Origin of the sequence: Vibrio sp. D431a (genome assembly GCF_030248655.1) — a bacterium.
In the GTDB taxonomy this organism is placed as follows: Bacteria; Pseudomonadota; Gammaproteobacteria; order Enterobacterales; family Vibrionaceae; genus Vibrio; species Vibrio alginolyticus.
In genome coordinates this window covers 21,185-39,645 of the sequence record NZ_JAHGAP010000064.1, presented here as the reverse complement: position 1 = coordinate 39,645, position 18,461 = coordinate 21,185, and the positions used below count along the sequence as shown (strand labels likewise).

The window sequence follows — 18,461 nt, the reverse complement described above, 5'->3', positions numbered from 1 at the left end:
AATTACATCACAATTTATTCTCAACAATGGTATTTTTAGCATATTTTTCCACCAGCCCTACCATTCCCCGTAGATTCGTGTAACTCACAGATGAGAATTTCATCAATATTTAAGCCAATTTCTCGTGGTTAAATTGGCAAAATTCACGGCGAAATTACGCTCCACAGGTAGTAATAATAGCTCGCAATGATTATAGTGTGCCCAACTCCATAGGTAATTTAAGAAAAGATGTTTCAAGATAACCCACTACTCGCTCAGCTTAAGCAGCAAATCCAAGAAAACCTGCCTAAAAAAGAAGGCTCAATCAAAGCAACTGATAAAGGCTTTGGCTTCCTGGAAGTGGACAGTAAAACCAGCTTCTTCATCCCACCAGCGTACATGAAAAAGTGCATGCACGGCGACAAAGTGGTTGCCATCATCCGCACTGAAAACGAACGCGAAGTCGCAGAACCACAAGAGCTGCTAGAACAAGCCGTAACTCGCTTTATTGGCCGAGTAAAAATGTTCAAAGGCAAGCTAAACGTAGCGCCAGATCACCCACAGCTGAAAAAGCTTTCTCTTAAAGCGAAATTAAAGAAAGGTCTAAAACCTGATGAATTTGCTGAAGGTGACTGGGTTGTCGCGCATCTTATTCGCCACCCGCTTAAAGGCGATAACTCTTTCTTTGTAGAAATTTCAGAGAAGATTACCGATTCAAACGACAAGATTGCTCCTTGGTGGGTAACGCTTGCTCAAAATGATCTACCAAACTCTGAGCCAGCAGGTATCGAGAACTGGGAACTGAAAGACGACGCGGATCTAGAACGTGTAGACATGACTCACGTTCCTTTCGTGACTATCGATGGTGAATCAACCAAAGATATGGACGATGCGCTGTACGCGAAGAAGACAGAATCTGGCGATTTCGAGCTGACTATCGCAATCGCAGACCCAACAGCGTACATCACACCTGAAGACGATATGGATAAGGTGGCTCGCGAACGTGGCTACACTATCTACCTACCAGGTCGTAACATCCCGATGTTACCTCGTGATTTAGCGGACAACCTATGCTCTCTGATTGAAGGTGAAACCCGCCCTGCTATTTGCTGTACCGTAACGGTAAGTAAAGATGGTGTGATTGGCGACGATATTAAATTCTTCGCAGCAAACATCAAATCACATGCACGCCTAGCATACGATCACGTGTCTGATTGGTTAGAAAACGGCAGCTCTGAAGCATGGACGCCATCTGAAGAGATCGCGACCATCGTTCGTGATCTTTATGAGTTCTCTCTTGCTCGCGCTGAATGGCGTGAGAAAAACGCAGTGGTCTTCCCTGATCGTCCTGACTACCGTTTTGAGCTCAGTGAAGATAACGATGTAATCGCTATCCACGCAGACATGCGCCGCAGTGCAAACCGTCTTGTTGAAGAATCCATGATTACCGCAAACATCTGTGCAGGTCGTACATTACGCGATAAATTTGAAACAGGTGTCTTCAATACGCATGCAGGTATCAAGAACGAGAAGATTGAAGAAGTGGTTCAACTTGTCAATCCAGAAGGCCAGTTGGAGTTCACAGCGGAGTCTATTGCTACGCTAGAAGGCTTTGCTGCGTTGCGCCGCTGGTTGGCAGCTCAAGAAACGTCTTATCTAGATAACCGCATTCGTAAGTTCCAAGCATACAGTGAGGTGGGTAATCAGCCTCTGCCTCATTACGCAATGGGTTTAGACATCTATGCAACTTGGACATCACCAATTCGTAAATACGGTGATATGATCAACCACCGTATGTTGAAGGCCGTCATCCTTGGTAAAGAACCCGTACAAAAACCAGATGACCAAGTAGGCGAAGAGCTAGCTCTACATCGTAAACATCATAAAATCGCTGAGCGAAATGTCTCAGATTGGCTATATGCACGCACGCTTGCTGATGAGCCGAGCAAGAAAACTTGTTTCACAGGTGAGATTTTCGATATTAATCGTGCAGGCGCACGTGTCCGACTTCTCGAAAATGGCGCAGCAGCCTTTATTCCTGGTGCACTAATTCTTGATAATAAAGAAAGAATTGAGTGCAATGGCGACAACGGTACCATCTCTATCGATAAAGAGGTCGTATACAAACTTGGGGATACATTGGAAATTGTCCTTACGGACGTAAACCAAGAAAACCGCAGTTTAGTTGCAAAGCCAACCCAGGTATTCGCTGAACAACCAGCAGCACAAACAGAACAGACTGTAAGTGAATAATACCGAATGAAGTCAAAAGGCGCTCTATTGAGCGCCTTTTTTATTTGTTATGTAAAACGATAAGAAAGAGTATGCCGAACATTGAGATCATTCGCTTTAATCACTTCACTGCGCGCAAAAGTGAGCGTTACACTGCAACACATAATGGGTTATATATTGTTGAAGAAGGTGCCCTATTAGTTCATCAACCTAATGGCGAGCAATTTGAACTTAAAGCCGGAGATTTCACACTCTATAACTCCGCAGATCTGAGCAGTGCAGAAGCCGTCTCTAGTGACGGAGGCTTTAAAGCACTGGCTTTAGTCTTCAATCCAAATATATTCTGTGACTTTAAGAAAGCGCACCCGATGCTACGTTCCAAAACGGAAGAAAGGCGCTTCTATCCTTTTTCAACGCAATCCAGTAGCGAAGTAGCACAATTGAAGGACATGTTGGTTAAGTTAGCGAGTCGCAATGCTCCAGACTACACACAAAGCCATATCGCAATGGCATTGCTGTCGTTGATGGTTGAGGTAGAGCCAAACATCCTATCTATCATAGATGATGCAAGTAGCCTGAGCGACTCTCAAAAAGCCATTAAGTACATTGAGGGTAATATTGAAAAAGACATCACGCTAGAAGGCTTAGCGGCTCATATGAGCATGTCCATCGCAACCTTAAAACGTCGCCTCGCCGCAGATGATCTTTCGTTTTCTCAGATATTAAAGGTGAAACGGATAAACTTCGCAGCAACCCAACTGCGCAAGTCAGAAAAATCAATAACAGAAATAGCGTTTGAGTCTGGTTTTAAAAGTGCAGCGCATTTCAGTACAGCATTTAAATCCGTTTATAACATGACCCCCAAAGACTTTAGAAACCAAGTTGTTAGGCCTAAAGTATAAATCATGTCGGCATTCGCATCCGTTGGGCTCGCCCTATTCCCAAAAACACGCTTGAGGATCGCGCTCCAACTCGTTGAGTAAGTCCTCAAGCATTCGGCTAAATGGAAGTGGCTTATAAGGCACCCACCTTAACAGCTCGTTGTGATATGTGGGAACATAGAAATACCAAAGTTGGTTTTCCTCATCAAACATGATCTTCGCGACGGGAGAAGTATACTCGCTATGCTGGGAGTCGAGGAGAAAATGCGCCCGATGAAGCTCAACGCCATTTTCTACTAGCTCATAGAGGCACTTGCCCTGTTCGACAGGCAAGTTAGCATTACGCGCAGAGCAGAGCGATTGAACTGATTTGTATAAACGACTTGTCGCCATTTGGGACACTGACATCAACGTTCTCCCGATGGATGATAGTTAGAGCTGTCGATCCTAGTATATAACCTTTACATCATCACCGATGGTAGTTATCTACCTAACTCAAGTATAAGATAGCTATATTATCATTTGCCCAGATTATCATCTCAATCCACTTGGAAACGCTAGCTCCATCACCTCTTGACTAGAAACAATTCCTTTGTTTAGCGCTAACAGTTCACAAAAGTGTAACCTGAACGCAATATCATAAACTCTGCTTTATCCCGTATATGGAGTTTAATATGTTACGTTTTACTGTGGCGACGTTATTGGCCATAGCAGTCTCCCTCCCTACCATTGCAAAAGAAATCAACATCTCAGGTTCAACGTCGGTTGCTCGTGTGATGGATGTACTTGCTGAGGAATACAACAAAACACACCCAGACGATTACGTTGCTGTTCAGGGCATTGGTTCGAGTGCTGGTATCACTATGGTCAATAAAGGAGTAGCCGAAATAGGCATGAGCTCTCGCTATCTGACTGAAAGCGAAAAAGGTGAAGATCTCAATGTATACCCTATCGCTTATGATGGCCTCGCTGTTGTTGTAAACCGTACCAACTCTGTAGAAAACCTTTCTCAGCAACAACTATTTGATATTTACAAAGGTAAAATTAAGAATTGGAAAGAGGTCGGGGGCGCAGATCAGCCTATCGCGGTGGTTACTAGAGAAGCGTCTTCAGGTTCACGTTACAGCTTCGAAAGCTTGCTGGGACTGACCAAAATCGTTAATGATCGCCTTGTCTCGGATATCAGCCCAAACAACTTGGTTGTAAACAGCAACAGCATGGTAAAAACCATTGTTAACCATAACACTCGCGCCATTGGTTTTATCTCTGTAGGGTCAGTAGATCGCTCGATCAAGGCGATTCAGTTAGATGGTATTGACCCAACCTCGACAAACATTAGCAATCATAAGTACAAGTTGGCGCGACCATTCCTAGTGCTATACAAAGTAGATAAGATTAGCGATGCAGGTAAAGGTTTTATCGCTTTCCTTCGTTCAGAGCAGGGACAAAAAGCGATTGCAGATTACGGTTATACGCCAGTAAAAAACTTTAATCAGTAAAAATGAAAAAGAGAGCACCCTGATGCTCTCTTTTACTATGTCGTGTTCTATCCGGTTTCGGAATTAGAAATGCAGTTGAATTACAGAGACCACAACCGCACCAGGTCGACGAATACCTTCAATTTCCACTTTAATTTCGCGCTCAATCTCCAAACCTTTTTTGATTGGCGTTACTTTTGTTAACGTGCTGACTGCACGAACATTATTGCCTGCTTTGACAGGGTAAGGGAAACGGACTTGGTTTAAACCCAAGTTAACTACCATTTTAGCTGTTGGGAACATTGGCTTGTCTGGATCGACTGAATCCGTCAGTTTAGGCAGCAATGCTAATGTTAAAAAGCCATGAGCGATAGTTGTCTTAAATGGAGATTCAGTTGAAGCACGCTCTGGATCAGTATGAATCCATTGCATGTCTTCCGTTACCGCACCAAATTGGTTAATACGTTCTTGAGACACATGAACCCAATCACCAGTGTGAATAACTTCGCCAATTTTTTCACTTAACTCGTCATAAAGCTTTTGAGCCTCAGGTGCCATTACGATCGGTGCAGGTTGAGGTGCAACTTCTTCGTTGACGGCTGGCTGCTGGTGATCACGAACTTTTGAGAAAAGAAAGCTATTTTGAGCTTTCCCCAAAAAGTCACTCCAATAATCGCGTAACGTTGGAGACATCCAATTCATAAACTCGGATTGATGAGCAGAAATCGCATCAACTTTGTCTTTAAATAGATTTGTGACCTTCATAAACACCCTTAAGAATTCTAAGCACAACTGGCTATACCAGTTAATTTTGAATTAGTTCACAAAGTCTTGCAAATACTTTCGGGCGAACACATGTACCCTAAAAGCATGTTATGTCTTATATATCAGCAAGATAACAATAAAACACCATTTTATTGACGTGCGCCGATATAAAGTAAAAACTCTATAAATTGGTACTTTTTGTCCCTTTTTCACTCCGTTTTCAAACTGTCCAACATCACATCAGTGATCATAAAACAAGCAAACAGTACTTCTATTATAATTCAGCACTTTACAAGTCGGACTATGCTCCTTATTATACCGCCCACAACGGAGAGATGGCTGAGTGGTTGAAAGCACCGGTCTTGAAAACCGGCATACGTTAATAGCGTATCTAGGGTTCAAATCCCTATCTCTCCGCCACTTTTAAAGATTAAACCGCTGTTTTTACAGCGGTTTTTTCGTTTTTATAACTCAAAAGTCGACAAATACAAGAGGATGATACAGATGTATTTGTTTCGACAACCTAATAGCGTGTACTACACACGCGTTGCAATCCCGACTTCCCTTCAAAAAAACGGTTTTCCTAAGGAAATTCGCTTATCCCTAGCCACGCGTGATCGCCGTATGGCTTACAAACGCAATCTTGACCAGACAAAAGTAATCTTCGAGCTTTTCGAGTTAGCACAGACAAAGTTTTTACCCTTTCCAGATTTTAAGCAAAAGCTTAATGCTGAGATTAACAAGCTTAGAGTCTCTTTTAATAAACAAACAGGTGATGGAGACTCAACATGTCGTCTGCTCTCGGAAACGTATGAGCCCAAGCCAAATAAACAGATACCATCCATCAATAATGATGCTCTTAATCGTTTTATTGAATCTAAGCGCCTAGAAAAAGTCACTAACCTCACTCTTAAGCAGTTAAAGCAGCGTAATGGAGACTTCTTAAAGTTTGTAGAGCAACAGGAAGGAACGAGTATCACCAGTAGCGTTGCTATGGCTTATCGAGATAAGCTCTTAGGTCGAGGATTAAGCCATAAGACTTTAAGGGACTATCTCGCGGCCATCAAACAATTCATGAATTGGTGTGTCGTGCAAGAGCTGATAGCCAACAACCCATTTGCACATGTAAAGCTACCCTCCCAAAACACCTCGTCTCATTCCCAGCGCCTACGCTGGGGCGAAAAGGAGCTAACACGCCTGCTTGCCAGTCGTGCTTTTCAAGAGCAGGATTCATCCTTCCAATGGGCCACTAAAGTCATGATGTTGCATGGCTGCCGTCCTTCGGAAGCTTGCCAACTTCGAGTAGCTGATATCCACATAGATGGCCCGATACCAACCATCTCTTTTACCGACAACGGAGAGCAGCAACACCTGAAAAATGCATCTTCTAAACGGAAAGTTCCCATCCATAAAGGGTTAATAAAAATGGGCTTTCTCGAATATGTGAAATCTCGGCAAGATAAAAAACAAATGCAGCTCTTTGATTTTACCCCTCGGGGTAAGGATTCCGATTGGTCAAAGGATTTCAGAGACAGCATGGGTGACGTTCTGACTGCTTGTGGGTTTAAAGCAGGTAGTCGCCCCACTGCGTACTCTTTCCGACACACATTCGTCGATGAACTAAAGCAAGCTAATATTGAAGAACATGTGGTAGCTCAAATCGTAGGGCATAAAAATACCAGCATGACCTACGGACACTACGGCAAGCAACTTCCAGCAGAGAAGCTGGTGCATGCTGTTAATGCATTTACGCTTAATCGGTTCTAAATCTCTTGCATTGAAAATTTAGAACCGATTACAATGAGTGCGGATGACATACACTGGTCGCTGGCGATACCTACCTCTGTCCGTACTCAATTTAACTTAATTTAAAGTCTTTGTGCTGAAACCCAGTGCATTAGTAAGCTTTTGTAAACGCCAGCCGCAGCTTGCTATTGCATGTCGGAGAGACAGCTATGCGTTTACGCAACAAATCGACTTACACTAAGTTAACCAACGCTTTCAATGAACATCTAAGACGCAATCTAGAGCTAAGTATTCCTTTTCGTCAGAGGGATAATATGCTTGCGTACATTTTGTTTAATCTCAGCCCTAATGAAGTCCACCAAAGGTTAAGTCGAAATAAAGATGTATTGGTGGATTGGAAGCAAGAAAGTGACTCCGTTTTAGAGGCTCGCTTTCAAAACACCATTTGGCAACGTGTCACCAGGGCTTTCTGCGATTACAGCTTATCGGAAGAGCAGTTGATCGAGTTAGTCGCAAGCACTATCAAACCAGCTCTGTTAGATTTAGAGCCATCTTTAATATCTATGAGCTTTCAAAGTGCACTCGGTATCGAATTTGTTTTAGTAACGGATGAAAACGAAACAAAAGCATCCACAGGTCATTATCTTTTAAAATGGCATCTTCCTTCACGAGATAACATGATCGTTCCCAACTCATGGACGGGACTAGATAATAAGCGCCTTTACACTCCCAGCAGTGTCAAAGAGCGTTATTCTGCTTTTGATGAACAGAGCTATAAGATCATGTCACTTTCATGTAACGAGGTTCTAATTGATGCTTATCGGCATGCACCTAAACTGAATAGTCAGTACTCTTCCCTTTATAACGAACTTCATCAATTGCGTGACTGTCATCTTTTGCTCTTGTTTGTACATGAGCATTATCGACTTGCAGAGATAATGACGCAGAGTATTGTTGATCACTATGAAAACGAGTGCCGTTTTGAAAAAAAAGGAGAATCAGGTATTGGTGACGATATTAGTTGGTTTTCTGAGCTTCAAGCGATTAATTTCTCGCTCTACAGTTTGTGGAATATCGTTGAAGAAGAGTATGAGGAGTTTGCTTATAAGAACCACATACCAACCAGGAACGATTACGTCGATGAGCTGTATCTGCTGATAATGCAATACCTGTTTGAAACGGGTTTGGTAAATCAACAAAATAAAGAGCTGTGTGATGACGTTACGCTGACTTATGCAGTGAATGATGCCGTGAAGAACTCAGTAGGCAGTTTGCATCATCAATTAACACGAGGAGTCCGTTTGCTTACTCATGGCAATCCTAGCAATTTTCTACTTAGTTTAATCCCAGAAGTGAATTAAATAGCCATTGTTGCAGCGACAGATTTACAAAATCAATGTCGTTGCTCACTCATGGTAATCCGATGGAGTTACTTATGAGCAGAACTTTAATCACCCGTATTCGCAGCGCTTTTGAAAGCGCTTTTGAAAGCGCTGCTATCTAACTGAAGCAAAGACATGAGTGAAACAAAAAATCAACCTGATGAGTTCGTTAGAAAGTCATCGTCTGTAGAACTCAATAGCCAAACAAAAATTGAGCGAGGAGATAGCAAAATGAAGCATCGACGAAAGCGTAAATACTACTCAGTACAAGAGGCTGAGAAGTTTGCAGAACATGTCAGTAAAGCAGCAAGAAAAGTTTAATCGGTCGGTTTACCCTCAAAGAGATCAGCCGTTACACCTCTTGAAGTTCAACCACTGGAAGGCAGTACCGCCTTCCATTTTTTTTGAAAAAAAATGCTAACTCTTAACTGATTGATTAAGAACGAAAGTGCTCTGATTTTATAATAAGTAACTAATAATATTAGCATTTTCAGTTTGGACTTCCTGATTTTGCCTAGATATGATGCTCTCAAATAGAAGAGCAGCCATAGCTGCCTAAGTTGAGAAAATGGAAAACAGGAACCCCAAAAAATTTAAAGATTACGCAGATAAATTCATCAAAAGCCGAAAATTCAGAGTTGCTCCATCAACTCTTGTTAACAACAAGTGCAAAGCGAGCGCCTTGAAGCGCTACTTCGGTGAGACATTAATCTCCGACATTTGTCATAGCGACATTCTAGATTTATTTGACGACCTCCACGAGCGTTATGCGAACAAAACAATCAATGAGTTCATGACCGTATTGCGAGGTACTTTCAAGCACGCTGCCAGTGATGGTGCTATTGGTGTTAGCCCAATGTTAGACGTCAAGAACTTTAAAGCGTGCAAAGTTGAACCCAAACCTTTCTCTAAAGCGGAACTGAACAGCCTTCACAGTACTCATGGGTGTCTACATGGCAAGCATGCGCTCATGTTGAATGTGCTTATTGGTGTTCGGATTAGTGAACTGATTGCACTAACTTGGGAAGATATCGACTTTAAACGCAAGGAAATGTTTGTTCGTCGGGCCAAGGTGCTCAGTGATTACAAGACTCCAAAAACTGAAGAGTCAATAAGGAAAGTCGAGCTCAATGAGTTGGCTATTCAAGTGTTGCTAAAACAGCTTAAGCTGACAGGTGACAAGGCGACTCGTGAAATCTCGGTGCTGCAAAGTGATAACAAAAGTCGTATCAAAGAACACTTACAGTTTGTCTTTTACAACAGTCAAACTGATGCCCCTTTCATTCACGCAGCGCAGTTTAATAAAACCTTTTTCAAGCCATTTCTAGAAAAGGCTGGAGTGGAGCACCGTGGCGCAAGTCAACTTCGACATACTTTTGCGAGTCAAAACCTGACGGCAGGTATTTCTAAAGAGTGGATTGCGCGTCAGATGGGCCATAGCGATACGGCAATGATAGACAAACATTATGGCAAATGGATAGCTGTAGACTCCCCCGACTACGCAAGTGCCTCGGCAAGGAACCTGTCTAGTACGTTTGATATGGAAGTCTCTGAGTCCGTGCCTGTGACAGAAATTTCATCTGAGTTCGTAGCTTTGATTCAAGTGCTACAAACTAAACCTGAGCTTCTCGCTGCGGTCAAAATGCTTGTTGGGAGCCAGTCATGATAGCTTCCTCAACGATTGGCATTTGTGGTGTCAGCCTTGGCAGTTTCACTGCCAAGAATGGCACCATTGGTGCCAAAGTCATTCACTTAAAAAGTGAGATGACTAAGCAACCCGCTGCGCTCCCGTCACACTTTTTGTTCCAAAAAGATGAACGTGAACTGCGGGCAAGAGATGGCTCTCTTGACTCTCTACCATACTCACCCCTTCGGGGGTGAGTATGAAGGAAATTCGATTCTTTCATCGACGCTTTAACTTCACATCAAAACCAGTTGATCGAGTTAAATGCGAACACTCTCTAGCTCACTCATTGCGTATTGCACCACCCACCGCTGTTAATGTGTCTAAGCGGTTAGAATGGAATGAGGAGCTGGTAGATACCAACTTAATTTGGCTCGATTCGAAGGTTTTACCCTTGCAATCGCTGCCTAAAGATGAACGTTTAGAGCTGTTGTATCAGTTGGCACCACAACCCAAAGTTCGCAATCAATCGAAATTGCAAACTCAGCAGCGGCAGTATCGCCTCAAAATGAACAACGCCATTAAGAGTGAAACAACAAAAGGAAATACAGAGGCTGCGGAGTTTTTGCAAGCAGTCTTAAACGCCAAAGGGCATGTGCCCTATTCACGTATCGAGCAATTTAAAAAGCTGAAAATGCAGCGGAAAAAGCAACGTATCAAGATGCTAGAAACGTATCTGAACGCTTATAACCAGTTGCAGCATCGACCAGCAGCGAACAACGTATTCATGCAAGAAGGCATCTTTAAAGTTCCACATCAATGGAACGTTGGCAGCGACACCATAACGCTTGAAGAATACATTTTATTTACGCGTGAGTTTTTGAAGCACCATTATCCTGCTTACGACATTCAGGCAATCATTGGACATGACGATGAGCGAAGTGTTGATGTCAATACTGGAGCACATACTCACTACTTTATCTCGGGTAGGAACAACCAAACTGGTGAATATGACTTGAGGAAAACTCAGATTAACGTCGTCAACGAGTATATCCGTGAAAACTACCCTAGTGAAAAGTCGCTTCCAGAGAATGGCAAGCTTACCAGGAAGCTCAGTCAAAAGTTTGGTCATTACCATCAACGTATGATGCTTGATTTTGCCAATGAGCAACTATTTAAGAGCAAGAGTTTGAAAGCTGAATTTGCTCCCGAAACAGAGCAAAAATCGGCGCTGCGCAAGAAGATAGATAAGGAATCGAACCTGCCTAAGTCTGCTCGAAGCCATAACTACTACACGCACCAACTTGAGTTGGTTCAAGCAAAGGTTCATTCAGCAGAGCAGCAGTACAATGAGCTAGTAGAAAACACTCATTCGTTAAAAGATAACTTTGACAAGTTACTCGATGACGTAGCTCAGGCGCAGGTCAACCTTAGTGAGCTTCAAATTGAAAAAGACACAGTAACCACTGAGATAACAGAGCTTAAAGATCAACAATCACGGTTATCCCAACTGGCTCTAGAGCTAACCGACGCTATCGTTCCGAGGTTGGTAAGTGTGTTCAAGAAAGTGCTACTTGCTATCAATGCTCGCGACAAAAAGATGGCTATAAAGCAAGCTGAGTATCTTGATTCCGCTTTTAGTGCTGCACTTGAGCTTCCTCCTTCAGTAGCACAAGGCGTTTCTAAGGAAATCAAGACCATAAAGGAAGCCAACATTAATATTGGAGCGGAAGCTTCACTGGATAAGTAAGTTAGTAAGTTAGTAAGTTAGTAAGTTAACTAACTAACCTAAACATAATAACTAAAACATAGGTAAGACAATGGCTAGACCAAGATCATATACGGATGACGATGTCATCAACATTGCGACTCAATTGATCAGCAAAGGAAAGAAGCCCTCTGGCTGGTACATCAAGGAAGCGCTTGGGAGAGGAAGAATTTCTACTATTCAAGCGGATTTAGATCGGTTGATACAAGACGGGCATATCTCCGTCGAAGTGCGAAAAGCGCCAGATACAAAAGACGATGAAGCGACTCTTGCCTTTCTGTCGTATGACCTTCCTGCTGAACTACAAGAGCTTTTAGCTAAACGGGAAGAGGATCTTTGCAAAGTAATGCGAGAGATGACAAGCGCTTTGAACAACAAAGCGCACGAGCACTATGAAACCATAATGGCTATTCGTGTCAGAGATCTCGACGCAAAATATAACCTAACGTATCGAGCCAAGGAGCAAGCTGAAGCTGACTATTCTGATATTGAAGAACGCCTTAAGAAGCAAGTTGAGGAAAAAGAACAGCTTGAGGAGAAAATTGAAGAACTAGAATGTGAGCTGGCTGAGTCAAAACAAAGTAATTCTGAGTTACTACAGCACAACCTTCATCTTACGAATAACTTGAGCGCAGCGGCAGAGAAATACGAGACGCTTCAAGGCACACACCAAGACCTGAATGGACAGCTTTCAGCGCTACAAAACGATCATACAGCTGTAACAGTGAAACTGAAGTTCGCGATAAACGAAAACGAAAGCCTTCAATCACGCCTTGCTGAGCTTGCGGTTGGGTATGATGAAGCAAAAGATCAGTTAGCTGAGGCAAGAGCAAAGCTAACTGCCTATCAGGACGCATTACATGCGCCAGAAAGGAAACGTGATTCAGAGATTAGTTAAGATGATTGTAATGCTAACGCGGATTCGTTAGCGGGTAATCATCAGTTTCCAAACTAGAATGAGGCTTGATCTAACAGGTTGCTCTAACATGATAATACGCAAATGTGTTAGAGGATCGGCTTGTAAAGTTCGGTTAGAGTTTTTCCAGCACTTATAGTTATATTGTCAGCCAAATATGTGACGAGACGCATTAAAATCATATGCACTTTTATGTTTTGGTTGATTTTTGTCCCAAAAGACCTCAATTAGTATAGTGCTACTAGTGTGTTGGCTACATAAGAGGTTGAATGAAAAAGAATAATACTAGTGCTATTTCTTCTTGGCTCGGCTATAAAACGCAAGAGTATCGGCTCGTGCAACGGCTTATAGAGACAAAAAATGGCAGTTGTGTAGGGTTTGAGATACTTGATGACCTGGAAGAGCATAACGGCACAACTTCCACTCTTGAGCAAGACAAAGTTTCAACTACTAAAAGAAATATCGTTAGCAACCAAAGTAAAGATTTGTGGAAAACAATATCCAATTGGATTGACCTTATCAAAAATGATGTGGTTGATGCAGAAAAAACGACTTTTCTTTTGTTCACGAATAAGAAGTGTACAAGTGATGTGCTTGAGTTGCTGTTGAACGCTAAAACTAAAGATGAAGCAGCCATAGCATTCGATCAAATTTTATCAATAGTCCACACCCCATCCTCTTCAATTGAGCCTTATGTGAATAACTTTGCAGCTTCGAAGCAACATGCCTGCGCACTAATCATTAACCTCGCCTACAGCCATGGTTCGGGTTCTGCACCATATGATTTACGAGCTTCGTACACTTTGAATCGGTTAGGAGCAATAGAAGAGTACATAGACGAAATAATGTTTGAAATTATCGGCTGGACAAGTGATGTTTTGACCTTAGCAGCAGAGCGTAAGGAGCAAACTGTTATTTGTGCTAAAGCTTTCGGTGAAAGGCTAGGGGCAATCGAAAGTAGATATAGGCAGAAAACTATCCTGACTTATTTTTGTACTAGGACTAGCGATAGCGCAGACGTAAGAAGCACTCTGAGTTCGGAACCCAATTATATAAAACAACTGAACCTGATCGACGTTGACAGTGTTGAATTAGAGGAAGCTGTGATAGCTAATTTAGAAGCAAAAGATGCGGTGGTCGAATGGACTCTAAATGGTGAAGTTCAAGATTCGAGTTATAAGACATATCAAAGATCACTCAGTCGCCACTGGCGTATCCAGAGACAGAAAATTCATATTGACTGTAAGGGTCACCCTAAAACAGAAATTGGAGAAAGGTTATATTACGAGTGTCTGGATAGCGTAAATCGCTACGATCTTGAGTATAAAAAAGTAGACGATTTTTTTGCTCACGGAACTCTGCATACAATGGCTGATGACCTCACTATTGGCTGGCATCCTCAGTTTGATACGGAACTTGGAGATACTGATGCTTAGACCCCAAAGTGCTCTAGAAAGAGAAGCGTGGGAGATAAATAATCCTGCAATGTGTAGCTATATGCTTTGGGTCAACGCCTTAGCCCACTATCAGAAAACAAAAGAACCTATTCATCCAAGCAAATTGTTCTGCCTCTTTCCATTTATTTTGTATGGGGATACTAGAAGTGTACTTGCTAGTTCAAAAGGCTCTCTGCAATCATACTTAGCTAAGTTTTCAAGCTCGAAAGCTATTGCGGCAGATATTCCATTATCCATTCATAATCGAGTAGGTATTCAAAAAGCCAAAACCTTAGATGCTCTTATTGTAGCTTTTGACTCGGGATTACTACTCATTGATAGTTCTACAGGTCTAATTACACCAAATCTTTCGATAAAACCCCTACCCAATAGCGAACTCACGGATGCGATGAAAGAGCTTGTCAGTTGCTCGAAGAAACTCGGTGTCTGGTTTTCAGGAATGACAGCTCAAGACTTAACTAGAGAACTAAAGGTGATTTTTTAGATGTTTTTTCAAATTGAAAAGGTAATTCTTTGGCCAAGAAAGACCAATCATAAACCACGTGTTATAGAGTTTGCGTTAAATAAGGTCAACCTTATCACTGGTTCCTCAAAATCAGGTAAGTCTTCGCTAATACCCATCATTGACTATTGCTTAGGGTCATCTAAGTGCTCAATACCAGTTAACACAATTCGTGATACAACTTCATGGTATGGGGTGCAGATTAAAACGGCGAGATCGAGACTGCTTATTGCAAGAAGAGACCCTGGCAGTCAACAATCAACATCAAATGCTTTCTTTGTTGAGGCAGATGACATTGAACTACCATCAGTTATCGAAAAGCATAACGTAAATATCGACACTGTGAAAACTAGGCTTAACGAGATTAGTGGTGTATCAAACATTAGTTTTGATTTCTACGATACTGGCAGGTTAGATAAAAAGAGAACGAGTACAAGAGATTTAGCTGCCTTTAACTATCAACCTCAGAATATCGTTGCTAACCCAAATGCATTGTTCTACAAAACAGATTCTTTTGAGCATAAAAGCAAGTTAGTTACTGTGCTTCCTTATGTGCTCGGTGCGTTGAGTAACGTCGATATCGAAAACCAGCACAGAATAAGAAACTTAGAAGAGAACTTTCGAAAGGTTGAAAGAAGGTACTCGAAGCTCAAGCGCCAAAATCAGGACTGGTTATCTAGTGCTCAAGCATATGTAATAAGAGCTATTGAGCTAGGGCTAATTAGTACAGATAAAGATGTATATAAACTCAAGCCAGAGCAACTATTAAAACAACTAAAAAACGTTGCCAACAAAGAAATTGATTATTCTACTAACGCAGCAAACATAAAGTTTTCCTCACAACAGGAAGCCTTAATGAGCAAGCGTTCACGAGGTATCTCAAACGACTTAGCCAGAGTAAAAAGTCGGTTGAACAATATCAACTCAATGAATGACGTAGCCAATCGTCACTCAAACGCTTCGCGCTTAAAAAGAGAGCGCTTATCCATTAGTAAATGGCTTCTCAATCAAGGTGAGATGCATCCATCTTTGTTTTCTGAACCTAATGAAATAAGAACGTTGGTGCTAGAGCCTCTCGCCAATGCTTTTTCAAGTATTGAACCCGAACTGAAAGTGCCAGAGCGTGTTCAAGGTGCCTTGAGTAGGGAGAAAGTTTATCTAGAAGAAGAACTATCAAGATTGACCTCAGAAATGAAGGATGTGAATGCGCAACTAAAGATTTTACGAGGTGATAAACGAAAGTTAGGCTACGACTCATTTTCTGTAGGTAAGTTTGTCGGTCAAGTTGAAAAATCACTGAATTTGATGGGTGAGTCTGAAGATGAAAGCGAGCTTTCTAAAGAATACAAGCGTCTGAAAGGAGAGCTCAATGCATTGCGGCTCAAAATTGACCCTCGAGAATTTGACCGTAAGACAAAACTACAACTTGCAAAAGTCAATAAACTCGCGACTGAGTGGCTTCCTCAACTAGACACAGAAAATCCAGATGCTCCCATTTCTTTGCATGAAAAAGAGCTCACAATAAAAGTTAATCACAATGGCCGAGAGGACTATCTTTGGGAAATTGGAAGTGGAGCGAACTGGTTGTCCTATCATGTAGCGATGACTTTAGCGTTACACCAACACTTTTCTTCGCTAGAGGACTCACCTGTGCCGAACTACATAATTTATGACCAACCAAGTCAGGTGTACTTCCCAAGTAAACTAAAACACCAAGCGAACTCCGATGAGGAGCGTGATGCTGATGAATTAGCTTTGATTGAACAAGATGAAGATATTGTACAAGTAAAAAAAATATTCGAAGTATTTAGTAGTGCAATAGATAAAACAGGTACAAATCTTCAAGTAATTGTACTCGATCATGCCCCTTCAACTTTGGTCAAAACAATCTCAAATGGCCACCTTGTTGAACAATGGCGTGATGGAATCAAGCTTGTACCACTAGACTGGCTTGAAGACTAAGCTCGCCTAATAGGAGTATTTATATAATGGATGGAGCAAGTAAGCATGACTAAACTGACGGAGGATTCATTGGAATTTGCTCGTGAGCATATAGAGAAATTTTATGACTCCGACTTTTTCCCTAGAGCAATGGAGTTTGGCGCGTTGTGGCACTCCTGGGAAGATGTAAAAAAAGAGCTTCTTTCAAAAAATATAAACAAGTTTTGGGTGACCAACCCAAAAACTTCTGTTTCCTTAAAGCCCCGTGGAGGCTTTCGCGTAGTTCAACAACTAGACCCTATTGATACACTAGTGTACACAGCATTAGGGTATTCGATAGCTACACAAGTCGAACAGGCGAGAATTCCCACTGCTCAGCATGTCGCATGTTCATATCGATTTAGCGTTAAAGATGGGAGCTTTTTCTCAAGTGGTAATGGGTTTGGGGAGTTCACAAATCAATCTGAGCACTTGGCTGACAATTATAAATATGTTTTGGCGACCGATATAACTGACTTCTACAACCAGATTTATCTCCACAGACTAAACAATGCTATAGAGTACGCAGATGCTGCACTTAAACCTTTGGCTGATGATATAGAAAGATTTATATCCAATATAAACGGTAAAACATCTCAAGGCGTTCCAGTTGGCCCAGCCGCAAGCATAGTCATGGCAGAAGCCGTGATGATGGATATAGATAGCTTTTTAATCAATAAGGGAGTTTACCATACTCGATATGTTGATGACTTCAGGGTGTTTTCAAATTCAAAAGAAACCCTGCTTACTGTGTTGGAAGAGCTTACACTATATTTGTATAAGGTTCATAGGCTTACGTTATCAACAGAAAAGACCAAGATAATTGAGTCTGACAAGTATGTATCTGAGATATTACACAACCACTACGAGTTGGAGCGAGTGGAGCTGTTTGAAACTCTTGAGATTTTTAATCCATATTCGGGGGAATCTGAAGAGGTAGAAATTCCAATTGACGATGAAAAAATTATCGCTTCTGAGCAGATCACTATTCTTGCTGATAGGGTGCTTGAAAGAAAGTATTTAGATTTAGGCTTGTCCAGAGCATTAGTTCGTAAAGCTAAAACTTTCAAGATCAAAGAATTAGCTCTGATTATTTTTGAAAATTTCGAATTCTTTGCTCCAATAGTTAACGATGTATGTTTGTACCTGAGCGCTGTATCAGACAACGACTTCGTTACCGAATGGAAAGACAACCTAGTCGCTGTTAGTCAAATGGATGTTATGCAAAGAGAGTTAGTCCGCACGTGGTATGAGTGGTACATATCGAATAACGTTAACCTTTTGAAAGTACCAGAACTGAACAGCTTTGTTATGAATGGTAATAACATCTGTAATCAAGCTCAGGCGGCCATTTCTACTAAAAACTTGTCTTGGGTTAGAGATAAGAAGGATTCTCTTTATAGTTTTGGTGAGTGGGATAAGAGGGCCATTATAATGGCCGCTCAAGTGCTTCCAAGTGACGAGAAAAACCATTGGCTCAAACCCACAGAGAGCTCATCACCAGTATTCATTGATCGTTTAGTGGCAAAATGGGTAAGAGAAGCGTTTTAGTTGATTTATAGAAAAAAACATGTTTTTATCTGTACCAGACATATGGCAAATTCGGCTTTTGAACCATAAGCATAAGTCACTGTAAAATAAGCATTTTAATCTTGCGGACATAGCTTTCAAATCCCTATCTCTCCGCCACTTATTTAGAGAGCTCGCATTTATTGCGAGCTTTCGTCGTTTTAGCTCTTAAAAAACGAGAT

At 41.7% G+C, this 18,461-nt stretch carries 16 protein-coding genes and 1 tRNA gene; 15 read left to right on the top strand and 2 right to left on the bottom strand.

The genetic code is table 11. From position 1 onward, the window contains the following. The first annotated feature begins 228 nt into the window (after window positions 1-228). Both rnb and KJB35_RS27590 read left to right on the top strand, forming a co-directional pair. Window positions 229-2,232: an exoribonuclease II gene (gene rnb / locus KJB35_RS27595; protein ID WP_238842982.1), complete on the top strand. Its 2,004-nt coding sequence runs from the start codon at window positions 229-231 to the stop codon at window positions 2,230-2,232. 71 nt (window positions 2,233-2,303) lie between these two features. After that, window positions 2,304-3,113 carry a helix-turn-helix transcriptional regulator gene (locus KJB35_RS27590; RefSeq protein WP_017635750.1) on the top strand — a complete coding sequence of 270 codons (810 nt, stop codon included), beginning with the start codon at window positions 2,304-2,306 and terminating at the stop codon, window positions 3,111-3,113. 33 nt (window positions 3,114-3,146) lie between these two features. Here KJB35_RS27590 and KJB35_RS27585 read toward each other — a convergent pair whose 3' ends face one another. Continuing rightward, entirely contained in the window at window positions 3,147-3,500 is a 354-nt protein-coding gene (locus tag KJB35_RS27585; RefSeq protein WP_017821084.1) for a DUF3024 domain-containing protein, read from the bottom strand. A gap of 266 nt (window positions 3,501-3,766) precedes the next feature. Between KJB35_RS27585 and KJB35_RS27580 the strand changes: the two genes are divergently transcribed. Next, on the top strand, window positions 3,767-4,591 hold the full coding sequence (locus tag KJB35_RS27580) for a phosphate ABC transporter substrate-binding protein (RefSeq protein ID WP_017635752.1): 825 nt from the start codon (window positions 3,767-3,769) through the stop codon (window positions 4,589-4,591). Window positions 4,592-4,654: 63 nt separating this feature from the next. Here KJB35_RS27580 and KJB35_RS27575 read toward each other — a convergent pair whose 3' ends face one another. Further along, window positions 4,655-5,335, bottom strand: a complete 681-nt coding sequence (locus KJB35_RS27575; protein ID WP_005375670.1) for a MaoC family dehydratase — start codon at window positions 5,333-5,335, stop codon at window positions 4,655-4,657. 329 nt (window positions 5,336-5,664) lie between these two features. On the opposite strand from KJB35_RS27575, the gene KJB35_RS27570 reads away from it, so the two are divergent. The 12 genes from KJB35_RS27570 (at window position 5,665) to KJB35_RS27515 (ending at window position 18,261) form a co-directional block, all read left to right on the top strand. Further along, a tRNA-Ser gene (locus KJB35_RS27570) sits at window positions 5,665-5,755 on the top strand. Window positions 5,756-5,839: 84 nt separating this feature from the next. Then, a complete protein-coding gene (locus KJB35_RS27565; protein ID WP_171757873.1) occupies window positions 5,840-7,102 on the top strand; it encodes a tyrosine-type recombinase/integrase in 1,263 nt (420 codons plus the stop codon). A gap of 188 nt (window positions 7,103-7,290) precedes the next feature. Beyond that, complete coding sequence (locus tag KJB35_RS27560) at window positions 7,291-8,442, top strand: hypothetical protein (protein WP_171305591.1); 1,152 nt, start codon at window positions 7,291-7,293, stop codon at window positions 8,440-8,442. Between the two features lie 156 nt (window positions 8,443-8,598). After that, the gene (locus tag KJB35_RS27555; protein ID WP_054866597.1) at window positions 8,599-8,784 is read left to right on the top strand and encodes a hypothetical protein; all 186 of its coding nucleotides are present in this window, start codon (window positions 8,599-8,601) and stop codon (window positions 8,782-8,784) included. Between the two features lie 247 nt (window positions 8,785-9,031). After that, entirely contained in the window at window positions 9,032-10,129 is a 1,098-nt protein-coding gene (locus tag KJB35_RS27550; protein ID WP_061066153.1) for a site-specific integrase, read from the top strand. Then, the gene (locus KJB35_RS27545) at window positions 10,126-10,344 is read left to right on the top strand and encodes a hypothetical protein (protein ID WP_061066154.1); all 219 of its coding nucleotides are present in this window, start codon (window positions 10,126-10,128) and stop codon (window positions 10,342-10,344) included. The genes KJB35_RS27550 and KJB35_RS27545 overlap by 4 nt, the downstream gene beginning before the upstream one ends. Window positions 10,345-10,346: 2 nt before the next feature. Beyond that, the gene (locus tag KJB35_RS27540) at window positions 10,347-11,837 is read left to right on the top strand and encodes a hypothetical protein (RefSeq protein WP_238842990.1); all 1,491 of its coding nucleotides are present in this window, start codon (window positions 10,347-10,349) and stop codon (window positions 11,835-11,837) included. Window positions 11,838-11,907: 70 nt separating this feature from the next. Next, complete coding sequence (locus KJB35_RS27535) at window positions 11,908-12,753, top strand: hypothetical protein (protein ID WP_238842991.1); 846 nt, start codon at window positions 11,908-11,910, stop codon at window positions 12,751-12,753. A 287-nt stretch (window positions 12,754-13,040) separates the two neighbouring features. Next, the gene (locus KJB35_RS27530; protein WP_238842992.1) at window positions 13,041-14,207 is read left to right on the top strand and encodes an ABC-three component system protein; all 1,167 of its coding nucleotides are present in this window, start codon (window positions 13,041-13,043) and stop codon (window positions 14,205-14,207) included. Next, a complete protein-coding gene (locus tag KJB35_RS27525) occupies window positions 14,200-14,712 on the top strand; it encodes a three component ABC system middle component (protein WP_213911053.1) in 513 nt (170 codons plus the stop codon). The genes KJB35_RS27530 and KJB35_RS27525 overlap by 8 nt, the downstream gene beginning before the upstream one ends. Then, entirely contained in the window at window positions 14,713-16,692 is a 1,980-nt protein-coding gene (locus tag KJB35_RS27520) for a DUF3732 domain-containing protein (RefSeq protein ID WP_238842993.1), read from the top strand. 45 nt (window positions 16,693-16,737) lie between these two features. Beyond that, complete coding sequence (locus KJB35_RS27515; protein ID WP_213911051.1) at window positions 16,738-18,261, top strand: reverse transcriptase domain-containing protein; 1,524 nt, start codon at window positions 16,738-16,740, stop codon at window positions 18,259-18,261. Window positions 18,262-18,461 lie beyond the last annotated feature (200 nt).